Below are 11,955 nucleotides of genomic sequence, written 5' to 3'. Positions count from 1 at the left end.
AGCGGGCGATCGAATCCGGACCCAGGGGCAAGGAGGCGTCTAATTCTCTCCAATACATATAGACACGAAAAGTATATTAAAGTATTATTAAGTATACTAAATACTAAATATCAGTTACAGAGAATACCGGAGGTTGGGGAGCGATGGAGAAGTGGGATGCAAACTGGATTTGGGTGAACGACAGTTTAAGACGAAACAATCAATATATTGAAGCCCGAGGTTCGTTCGAGCTTCAGACGTCTCCCGATAGCGCATTGCTTCGCATAACGGCGAATCAGGAATATGTGCTGTTCGTTAACGGCTCCGAAATCGGAAGAGGTCCTTCGCCTTGCGACAACGACTGGCAATATTACGACGTATACGATGTCGCCGACAAGCTGCTTCCGGGACGCAACGTCGTCGCCGTGCTGGCCTACAACTTTGGCACGGACAGTATCGTTACCGGGCAGCGCCAAGGCCCTGGAGGGCTGCTGTGCCAAATCGATCTGAAGACCGATCCTAGCGTTGAAGAGAGCTTCTGCGCGGCGGCTACGGGGACGGACTGGAAATGCCGGGTTTCTCCCCGGTGGAGGCCGGACTCGATCCGCATGCATATGTGGGGCGGGTACCGCGAAATTTATTTGGCCGACCGGGAGGACGGCTGGGAGCTCCCGGAATACGACGATTCGGACTGGATGCCTGCGGCAGTCGTCGCCGGGGCGAATGAGGCGGAATCCCCTTGGCCCAGACTGCTGGCGAGGGAAATTCCCCATCTGAAGAAATCATGGCTGCGTCCCGTAGCTGTTGTCGGGGAGCAGGCATACTTGGGTGCGATCGCTAACGCCGATTCCGTATTAGAGGGAGCCGGACATCCCGATTTAATGTTCGTCGACGCTTCCGTTCCGGGCTCCTATCCGAACGCGACCTACGATTTCGGAACGGAAGTCGTCGGATATCCCGAATTGGAGCTTGAGGCACCCGAGGGCGGGGTCGCGCATCTTTTTTACGGAGAAGGACTTGAGCTGGAGCTTACCGACACGTTTGTTCTGAAAAAAGGAAGCAATCGCGTTCGTTCCTTCGGCAGGCGAGCTTTCCGTTTTATGAAGCTTGCTCTGCAAGGAACTCCGGCGCCCGTCGAAGTGCGTTCGGTGAACATGAAATCCGTACATTACCCGTATCCGGAGCATGGCAGCTTCGCGTGCAGCGATGAGAGGCTGAACAGAATCTGGGAGGTGGGCAAGTATACGGCGATCGTCAACAGCCAGGAGCATTTCGAGGATTGCCCGTATCGCGAGGGCGCTTTGTGGGTGGCCGATGCCGTCGTTATGGCAAGAGTCGTCTATCAAGCTTTCGGAGATTTGGCCCTTGTTCGTAAATCCTTGCTGCAAATCGCCCGCATTCAGAATGAAGACGGCTCGATTCCAGGCACGGGGCCGGAGAGCAACGGTTTTATGCTTCCGGACTTTTGCGCGCATTGGCTGTTCGGCGTAAAAGAGTACGTGGATTATAGCGGGGATGACAAGTTTCTGGCCGAGCTGTGGTCATCCGTAAACCGGCTGGAAGCCTGGTTTCAGGCGCAGGAGGACGAGGAGGGCTTGTTCGCCAATGCCGACCGCGACGGCTGGTGGTGCTTTATCGATTGGTCGGACGACATCGAGCGCAAGGACAAAGTGGCCGCAATTTCCTGCTACTACTATAAGTTCCTTCTTACGGTTGCGCAGCTTGCGCGACGCATGGGTGAGGAAGAGCGAGCGCAGGCATTGGAAACCAAAGCGATCCGGCTGCGGCTCACGATAAGGAGTCGCATGCGGCTGCCGGAAAGCCCGTTGTTTGCAGATAGTCTATCCGCGGACGGATTATCCGCAAGCTTGACCGCTCAGACGAACTTTGTCGCCGCTTGGTGCGGGATAATGGAGCCGGAAGAGGCAAAATGCTTCATTGAGGATTTTTACTTGGCAGGCAAGCTTCCGCCGATCAAGGGCGCTTTTTTCTACCACATTGTTCTGGAAACTCTGTTTGCTTATTCGTACAGAGAGGAAGCGCTGAAGGAGATCCGTTGCTTCTGGGGAGCTATGCTCGATCGGGGAGCGACGACGTGGTGGGAGACCTTCGATCCTTCGCTGCCCGAATGCACGGTGCCCAGTCCGTATCTCGGCCATACGCCGACGTATATGCAGGCATCCATCCCCGTCAGCTTCTCTCACGGCTGGGGCGCTTCTCCGACTTATTTGTTGACTCGCGAAATGCTCGGCATCGACACTTCCCGACTAGGAGAAGACAGGGTCGCGCTTCGCCCTGCCGCAGCGGGAGGACTAACTTGGGCGAAAGGGACGATTCCGACGCCTCGCGGGGATATCGAAGCCTTCTGGTCCGAGACGGACGGCGGGCAATTCGCCTTCGAAGCTCGGCTTCCCGCAGGGCTTAGTTGGTCCGCTGGCCAATCGTTCGCTCCTATCGAGACGGCAGAGCAGGACGACGGGGGCACGGTTGTTACCGGTATGTTCACCGTGACTCAATCCGACTATAGCTGCGTTTAATACTGGTTTTACAAGAGCCGTCCCATAGCACTTTTAGGGGCGGCTTTTCTTCGGCTTACACCAATCTTTTGGAATCTCTCGAACAATCCCCTCCATTCAGGTACATTGAAGTTCAAATTCGCTCCCATAACGGTCCGCAAGAACAAAAGGAAATGTGCTTTATATAGCCCCCGCAATAGGGTGGACTCATTATATACGTACATTGACCAGCTGAAGAGACTGCGGCTGATCTATTCGCGCACATCATTTTTCCTAGTTCCTTAGCAACATTTATGTATACTTAAATAAATAATTATTGAATAAAGAATACTTATTTGGTATGTTATTTGCGAAAACATTCTTAATTCTGTGGAGGAGGCTATTTATGTCTCGAATGCGAACCGTATCTGCAGTACTGGCTATGCTAATGCTTTTACAGCTCTTTCTTGCCGCCGCCGTCTCGGCGGGCAAGCATGATCCGGAGCTGCGACAGTCCGACTGGGTTTCTACGGGCAAGGATGTATATCCCGCGGCAGTGCTGGACGATTTTAATACGGAGGAGTCGGTACAGGCGTGGAAAGCCGGATCGAATACGGACTCGGTTCATTACGTAACCAGTCTGCTGAATGGTCCCAACCAGCCGTTCGAAGGGGCTGGCGCCTTGGAACAGGTGCCGGAGCTGGTCAAAGTATACGAGTGGAGATCAATCTATCGAGACTACGAACAACCGCTGGATTTAAGCGGCTACCGTTATTTGGCGCTGGCGGCCAACAGCTGGGGCTGGCAGGCGACGGCCGATTACGCGCTGAAGATTACGCTGTTTAATTCAGACGACAGCTTTGAAAGCGCCGCCATGATCCGGCCGGACTCCTGGAAGCCGATCTTCATTAATCTGGAGGACTGGGCAGGAAGAAGCAACATCACGAAAATGGAAATCTCCTTCATGCAGAACTTCGATCTGGAAGGCATCGCTCCGGGAGCCCCCGGCTACGACTACTGGAACGGCCGTTTCCAGATCGACTATATTACGGCGACGAACGCCCGCGACCTCAGCTTCGATATCGAGGGAGAAACCGAAGGGTTCACCGCCTCAGGGGGAAGCTTGCAAGCGACGGGAGGTCAACTCGTCTATACGTTGGGAGGGGCGGCTGCAACGCTCCAATCTCCGGAGCTGACGATCGACGCGGCGAAGAGAAACGGACTGTCCGTGACGATGACGAACGGAACGGGGGCGGACCAACTGACCGTACAATGGAAAACTGCGGGAACGGATTGGGACGATACCCGTGCGAAAACGTTCGACATCCCGGCCTCGGGCACGTTCACCCGCGACTTTAATTTCTCGGACCGCGAGGATTGGAACGGGGTCGTAACGGCTTTCCGCTTCCTCATTCCTTCGGATTCGGGCTCGCTGTCGATCGACCAGATCGCGCCCAAATCGATGCCCATACTGGAGAAGCCGTTCGACGGAACGGCGCAGGCGCGCATCGAACAGAGCGGGGCGATTGCCGTCGAAGGCACCGTTAAACCCGAATTCGTCGCGGACCATCCCGGAGCGAGGCTGTATTTGTTTGAATTGGCCACCTATGAGGAGGCGCAAACGGCATTGGCATCTCATGCACCGCTGGCGGATGCGGATCTTGCGGAGTCGTTCCGGTTCGAGACCGGCTTGACCGACGGAACGAGAAGCCGGCTGTACTCCAAGTTTGCGGTGGCGGCCCGTACGGACGGAGGCGAATATACGCTCGTCGCGGCGCCTCAATACGTCGCGAACGCAGAGACGCTTGCAGCTAACCGTGTGCCGTTCCCGCAGGCCGCGAGCATCAAGGGGCTGCAGGTGCAGATGACGGGCGACGCGCAGGAGCTCGGCATCAGCCACGCGGCGCTAAACGTAGCCTACAACGAATTGATGTATAAGAACGGCAATCACCCGAACAATACGATTCCGTTCGAAGTCGAGGGTCAGACTTACTTTTTCCGCAAGGATCGGATCGAGCAGATGGACCGTCAGGTGAAGAGTCTGTCCGACAACGGCATTATCGTTTCTCTCATTCTGATTATGTACGATACGAAGGACGCGCAATCCGCGAACGAATATTTGCTTCATCCGGATTCGGAGCCCGGCGGCATCGTCTACGCGCTGAACACGTCCAACGCGATCGGCGTCGAATACGTGAAAGCGGCGACCCAATTTCTGGCCGAACGCTACTCCAAGCCCGATCAGCAATTCGGACGCGCGGTCAACTACATCGTGGGCAACGAGGTCGGCCAGAACAAAGTATGGAACAACATGGGACCGAAGAAGCTCGAAGACTACATCCGCGAATACGCTCAGACGCTCCGCCTTGTCGATACAATCGTTAAGTCGGCTTACGCGAACGCCAGAACGTATATCTCGCTTGATCATTTCTGGAATGAAAACTTAAGCGCCGAATCCTTGTGGAAATACGATAACAAGGCGATCGTGGACCGTTTGACGCAATTGACGCGAGCGGAAGGCGATTTCGGGTGGAATGTAGCATTCCACCCCTATCCGGAAAATCTGTTTAATCCCCGGTTCTGGAACGATGCGACGGCTACGGACTCCTTTGACACGCAGCGGATTACGTTCAAAAACCTGGACGTACTCGTCGACTACATGAAGCAGCCTGACTATACGTACGACGGGGAGATGCGCCGTATCATCCTGTCGGAGCAGGGCTTCCACAGCTTAACGAATTCTGAGGAGGATCAGAAGATTCAAGCCGCGGCATACGCATATGCGTATTACAAAATCAAGTTCCTTGAAGGCATCGACGCCTTTATCCTGCATCGGCACGTCGATCACGGCGAGGAGGGCGGCCTGAATCTCGGTCTGTGGACGCATTCGCCGACTTCTGTCGTAACGCCGGATCAGCACAAAGCGATCTACGACGTGTTTAAGTATATCGATACGGAGCGTTCCCTAGAGGTTACGGATTTCGCGAAGGCGATCATCGGCATTCCGAGCTGGCAGCAAGCGATACCGGGTTTCGATCCCGCACAGCTAGCCGATCGGCGTTTGCCTGAAGTCAACGGTCTCGAATTTGTCGCCAGCGCAGACCAAGCCGGATCGGATGGAGGCTTCGAAGCGGGAACGGACGGATTTGCGGCGTCGGACGAAGTCAGCTCAATCCGTTCCGAGCAAGGAGCGGCGTTCCGCGGCAGCAGCTATTTGGCGGCGACCGTGAACAGCGCTTACCGGCTCAATTGGGCGGGCGTGCAGAAGAAGCTCGCTCAGCCGATCGACGCGAAGAAAACGCCGTACTTCACGGCGGCCGTTCAACTGCCGGGCGCGGATCCGAACCAGGCGTATTATGCGCGGTTCATCGTCTACAGCGGCTCAGAGCGCGTGGAAGGCACGGCGAAATTGGATTTGTCGAAGGGCTGGAACCATCTGGCGCTGCCGCTTAAAGGCTGGGACGGTTTAAGGTCGATCGACGGGGTTAAAATCTGGGTACGCTCCGCCGGAGGGGCGCCTTGGCAGGGCGAAATCCGCATCGACGAAGCGAAGTTCGTCAAGAAGATTAAGGAAGAGAAAAAGTACCCGAACGTCGAGGTGGACGCCAAACTCGTCTCGCAGGCTCTCGAAGCGGGAGCGGATATATCCGTGACCGTAACGAATTTCGGCTCCGACAAGCTGAATAAAAAGCTCAAGCTGGAAACGACGCCAGGGCTGAAGCTGTCCAAGAAGGACATCCAACCCGGCGGCATTCGAACCGACGAAAGCCGATCCTTCACCGTGAAGGTTACGCAATATACGCCGATGAACGGGGTAGAGCCCGTACTGAAAATCAAGCTGGAGGATCGTACTTACGTATTTTCGTTAAAAGGAAAAGCTCCGGTCACCCCGGAGGACGGCGTTCTGTACAACTTCGAGGACGGCGTTCAGGGCTGGAGCGCAGGCACGAATGTAGCAAGCGTTGCCGCCGTGCAGTCGTTCCCGAACGGTCCGGGTACACCGAGCGAAGGACAGCAAGCCTTGTCGGCGCGCGCTGCGATCGCGGCGGCTTCGGCCTGGAAGACGGTGAAGGCGACGCCTGAGCAGCCGTTCGATCTGAGCGGAGCTTCCGTCTTCTCGTACGATATCGACAGTTACGGCGGCGTTCCGGGAGCTACTTACGAGACGCGGGTGACGCTGCGTAGCGGAGAAGACAGCTTCAGCTATACGAGCGCCATGAGCGCGGATCGTTGGAACCGCATCTCCGCCGACATATCGGCATGGGCGGGCCGCTCGTCGATCACCGACATTGAAATCTCCTTCCGGGCGGTCGGCAGCGACTTGGCCTGGAATCCGGAATTTCAGCTGGACCGGATCGGCGCGGAATAGAGAACGAGGCTGCCTATCCTTCCCGACGAATTGAGAGGGATAGGCAGTATTCGCAGTATTCGCATGAAGGGGAGAGAACGCATGGAGAACAACGGCTTCGAAAGCTGCACGGGCATCGACGCACTGGGAAGGACGCTGCCGACGCGGGAGGAGGTCGGACCGTATCGGGCGGATAGGTTCGTAGGGCTGTTCTACTTCCTGTGGCTGGGCCAGCATGGGACGGAAGGGCCTAACGACAATACGCGCATCCTCGCCCGATGGCCGGAAGCGGTGTATGATCCGCAGCATCCGGCCTGGGGGCCGCCGGATTCGTTTCATTTTTGGGGCGAGCCGCTGTACGGCTATTACTTGAACGACGACGAATGGGTGCTGCGCAAGCATGCTCAGCTCCTTACGGCAGCGGGCATCGATTTTCTCGTCTTCGATACGACCAACGCGGTTACATACAAAAACGTGTATGATCGGCTGTTCCGGATTCTCGACGAGCTTTACGCGCAGGGATTCAAGGTTCCGCAATTCGTTTTCTATACGAATACGGAATCCGGGCGGACGATAGCGGACATCTACGAGGACGTATACAAGCCGGTACGGTACCCGCATCTGTGGTTTAGTTGGAAGGGCAAGCCGCTGATCATCGGCGATCCTTCGCAATGCGAAGAGGAGCAACGGGAGTTCTTCACATTCCGTCTGAACCAGTGGCCGAACGAGTCGGAGAAGACGAACGGCTTTCCATGGATCGAGTTCCAGCGCCCGCAGCGGGTGTTCTACAACGACGAGGGGAGCAAGGAAACGATCAGCGTCTCCGTGGCGCAACATCCCAGCGTGGCGATGAGCGACACTCCTTTTTACGGATACGGCGAAAATTGGGGCAGAGGGTATCACGAAGGAACGGGGCCGGAAGATAATGAGGCGGAGGAGGCGATCGTCCGTGGCGCCAACGTGGCCGAGCAGTGGGAATTCGCGCTCGCCGAGGATCCGGAAATCGTGTTCGTAACGGGTTGGAACGAATGGATTGCGATGCGTCTGTCGGGGCCGCCGGAGCGCCCGGTGCTGTTCGTCGATCAGGCGACGCTGAACTTCAGCCGCGACATCGAGCCGATGAAGGGGGGCTATGGGGACAGCTACTATATGCAGATGATCGGCTACATCCGTCGTTTCAAAGGTATGCCTGATCAAGCGGGAACAAGCTGCCGACTTGAACGGCCGATTCCGATCGTTTCCGATTTCGGGGCGTGGGGCGAAGTTGGCGCGGAGTACCGGGATTTTCGCGGCAAAACACGGCCGAGGAACCATGCGGGGTACGGCGAGCTTCATTACGAGAACGCGACGGGGAGAAATGCGCTCGTAGCGTTCAAGGCGGCGCATACGGCCGATACGCTCTTTTTCTATGCGGCGTCGGAGTTCGACCTGTCCCCCTACACGGATCGCAACTGGATGATGCTGTTCCTTCGCGTCGAAGGAAGCGGGGACAACAGCTGGGAAGGCTACCACTTCGTCGTCAATCGACGGACGCCCGGCGAATCCGCAGCATTTCTGGAGAGGAGTCTGGGAGGCTGGACCTGGGAGGCCGTCGGAGAGATCGGCTATGCCGTACGAGGCAACGAGCTCCAACTGGCGATTCCGAGAACGCTGCTCGGTCTGGATAGGTCGAATCGGGAACGCGAGCTGTCGTTTAAGTGGGCCGACAATATGCAGAACGAGGGCGATCCGATAGACTTCTATCAATACGGAGACGTCGCGCCCGCAGGCAGGCTGAATTACCGCTACTCGATTCCGGAGGGCGAATAGGGACTATGTCACTGAGGCGCTTAGAGAGGGAAAAAGCAGGAACGACCGGTCCCCGGCTTGCTGCCTCTCTATTCCGTCTTGCGAAAAATGCGACGCTAAAGTATACTAATCCCAATTCGGGAGGAGTGTAGTCGCATGGACATGGATAGGTCGGACAAGACTCCGATGTATCGATATATTATGAACGACATTAAGCGCAAGATCGAGTCAGGAGAGCTGAACGCGCACGATCCGCTTCCAACGCAGATCGATCTGGCCAAAGAATACAACACGAGCGAGATCACTTCGCGCAGGGCGCTGTCGGATCTCGTTCAGGAAGGTTACGTATACCGTATTCGCGGCAAAGGCACCTTCATCCAAGAAACGACCGTTGCCGCCGGCCCGAAACCGATCCGGACGATTTTTTTTGCGTATCAAAACCATGAAGTGTCGGATTTCAACCATCCGTTTTTTACAGACATGTTCGACGGAATCAAGGCCGCTTGCGACGAGGGGGGGATCGCCTTCCACATGTGGAACATCGGGGAAGATTACGAGCTTCCGCAGGACCCGAGCGCGGGCATCATCCTCCTGACGATGATGGAATCCTTCGATCAATCCCGCCTGTCCGTCTGGCTGCGGGAGAAACGGCGCATTGTCACCGTGCACTTCTACTACCCGCATCTGGGCATTCCTTACGTCATCGTGGATAACCTGACCGGAGGCTATCTCGCAACGCAGCATTTGCTGTCGCTTGGCCATCGACGCATCGGAGTTATTCTGACCGGAAATTCAATTCTGGAAATCAACCAGGAGTTTTCCCTCCGTCTGCAGGGTTACCGGCTTGCGTTGTCTCAGCGGCAAATTCCGTTTGATTCCGAGCTGGTCGCCATTATGAGCGGCGACCATGAAAGAGTCAGCATGGGCAACGACGGCTTTCGACGGCTGATGTCGCTCGACAATCGTCCGACGGCGATCTTCGCGACGAGCGATTACAAGGCGTTCGGCGCAATGAACGCCGCCAAGGAGCTCGGAATGAAAGTGCCGCAGGAGATCAGCATTATCGGATACGATGACGTTAAAATAAGCGAATATACTTATCCAACGTTAACGACCGTTAATCAGAATACGTATAAGCTCGGTCAGAGAGCTGCGGAAATTTTGCTGTATGAAATGAAGGATGGGGAAAACCGGCTTTTGAAAGACGAGATCGTGCCTACGTTAGTTCAGAGGGACAGTACCGGACCTGCTCCGGTATAGCGTCGAGGGCAAGCGAATTGAATAGTTGGGGCTCCGTTCGGGGAGCGTAGGGCTGTCGGGAAGTTGGCGACAGCCTTTCTTATTCCGATCATGGCGAAATCGGCCGTTCGGAAGCGAAAAAGATGTTGCACTGTTACGCTTTATATAGTATTCTTTTAAAAGTAAAGTATACGAAATAACAAACAATATACTTTACAAGCGACAAGGATACGGTTTGCTCGACGGGAAGACCGAAAATTCGGGTTCGATCGGGAAACCTTATCGATTAAGTGAAGAAAGCGCTTTACCAAAAAACGACGAAAACGAGGGTGAGATCGACATGTTCAAAAAGAAGGGGCTGGCTTTGCTACTTGGTATACTTATGTTGTCCTCGCTGCTGGCGGCATGCAGCAAAAGCAACAACGCTGCCGAGTCGAGTCCGTCCGGCTCGGCTCCGAGTCCTAGTGCGCCGGCATCGGAAACCGCTTCCTCAAGTCCTTCCGAAGCTGCGCGGGAGTTAAAAGGAAAGATCAACATTTCGCTGCCCAACGCATCTTCCTCCGTATGGAATGCAGTCGCGAACGGCTACATGGCCAAAAATCCCGGAGTCAAGGTCACGGTCGACAACAAGCCGATGGAAGGCTACAAGGAATGGCTGACGGCCCAGTTCGCGGCCGGCACGCCGGAAGTGGACTTGGTCGTGAACAACGAGGTCGCGGCTTTGGTCAACGAACGCAAATTCATGGACTATTATGCTTACTTCGATAAAATGAACCCCTATACAGGCAAGCCTTGGGTGGATTCGCTCGATCTCGGAGCGATGGGCATCAACCTCGAGGGCGTCAGCTCCGAGGACTTCCTGGCCAACCTCAACTTCGAGTCTGTACAGATCGTGTGGGTATACAATAAGGAGATTTTCGAGAAAGTCGGCATTACGCAAGCGCCGAAGACGTTTAACGAACTGATCGACGCTTTTGACAAAATCAAAGCAGCGGGCTACACGCCGCTCGCTTTGGCCGGAGATTCCACTTCGATGTGGAGCGGCGAGGCCGGATGGCTGGTACGCATTTACGCCGACCAATATTTGCGCGATTTCATCAACGTCATCCGCTCCCAAGAGCAGGACTACTCTTACGTGCCGGATATCGACGGCGCATGGCAGTATGATTTGAACGATCCTTACAACGATTCCAACAGCAACGTCACGAAAAACGAAATGCGTCATCTGAAGGCGATTCGCGACAAAGAAGGTCCGTACCAGGTGGAGGGCAATCCGAAGTGGGTTGCTTACGCCGACAATCTGAAGCGTTTGTTCCAGTATGTTCCGGAAGGCTTCTTCGGAGTTAAGGCCGAGCAAGCTTACAACCTGTTCCTCACGGGCAAAGCCGCAACATTGATGGGAACGCCGGGCCACTACTTCCAGTTGCCGAAGGATTTCGCGGACGAAGAGAAAACCGGCGCGCAAGGCGGCGTGAAGCCGTTCCAATACGGATTCTTCAACATGCCGTCGATGGAAGGCCCGGAAGTGATGGCTCCGGCCAGAACGATTCAAATTCCGATCGGCTTCTACGGCTTCGTGAACAAGTCGGCCGAGCAGAACGAGCTGAACGCGGACTTCATGATGTATTTGACGAGTCCCGAAGGCTACGGCGTATACGTTAAAGCGATCCAAGACAGCGACGATGCTTCTTTGGCCGGCTCTCCGGCGCTCAAAGATATTACGCTTCCTCCGGAAATGGCGGCTGCTTTCGCGGATTTCGCTCCGATCGGCAACACCGAGGGTTACTGGAGCCCGGGCAACCAACTGGCTCGCGGTCTGATGGACTATCAGCCGTCCGTTCAGGACTGGGTAGGCAGCGTGCAGCGTTTCTTCGACGGCAAGCTGACCACAGAGCAGTATTTGAAAGAACTGCAAACCAACATCGACAAATATCTCGAACCGGCGCTGAAGCAAGCGAAGAAGGAGCTGTCCGATCTGGACACGCCGGAAAGACGGCCGCCTGAACGTCAATAAGCGGACGACAACGGCACGGGCCGCTATTGGGCCTGTGCCGTTGGACCTTAACGTCGATTGAGGATCATGCGCGGAAGGGGAGGAGAGGCAGC

At 55.6% G+C, this 11,955-nt stretch carries 5 protein-coding genes; all 5 read left to right on the top strand.

The window, feature by feature from the left end; translation table 11 throughout:
- The first annotated feature begins 143 nt into the window (after positions 1 to 143).
- The 5 genes from J4772_RS22885 (at position 144) to J4772_RS22865 (ending at position 11,863) form a co-directional block, all read left to right on the top strand.
- Positions 144 to 2,516 carry an alpha-L-rhamnosidase-related protein gene (locus J4772_RS22885; protein WP_209071530.1) on the top strand — a complete coding sequence of 791 codons (2,373 nt, stop codon included), beginning with the start codon at positions 144 to 146 and terminating at the stop codon, positions 2,514 to 2,516.
- A gap of 364 nt (positions 2,517 to 2,880) precedes the next feature.
- Positions 2,881 to 6,843 carry a DUF5722 domain-containing protein gene (locus J4772_RS22880; RefSeq protein WP_209071529.1) on the top strand — a complete coding sequence of 1,321 codons (3,963 nt, stop codon included), beginning with the start codon at positions 2,881 to 2,883 and terminating at the stop codon, positions 6,841 to 6,843.
- Between the two features lie 81 nt (positions 6,844 to 6,924).
- Positions 6,925 to 8,631: a glycoside hydrolase family 71/99 protein gene (locus tag J4772_RS22875; protein ID WP_209071528.1), complete on the top strand. Its 1,707-nt coding sequence runs from the start codon at positions 6,925 to 6,927 to the stop codon at positions 8,629 to 8,631.
- A 135-nt stretch (positions 8,632 to 8,766) separates the two neighbouring features.
- Complete coding sequence (locus tag J4772_RS22870; RefSeq protein WP_209071527.1) at positions 8,767 to 9,870, top strand: GntR family transcriptional regulator; 1,104 nt, start codon at positions 8,767 to 8,769, stop codon at positions 9,868 to 9,870.
- A gap of 319 nt (positions 9,871 to 10,189) precedes the next feature.
- The gene (locus tag J4772_RS22865; RefSeq protein WP_209071526.1) at positions 10,190 to 11,863 is read left to right on the top strand and encodes an ABC transporter substrate-binding protein; all 1,674 of its coding nucleotides are present in this window, start codon (positions 10,190 to 10,192) and stop codon (positions 11,861 to 11,863) included.
- The last annotated feature ends 92 nt before the right edge of the window (positions 11,864 to 11,955 follow it).

The sequence above is a fragment of the Cohnella sp. LGH genome (assembly GCF_017671885.1).
GTDB classification, from domain to species: Bacteria; Bacillota; Bacilli; order Paenibacillales; family Paenibacillaceae; genus Cohnella; species Cohnella phaseoli.
Note: the sequence above shows the minus strand (reverse complement) of the source record. Positions and strands in the feature narration are given on the sequence as shown.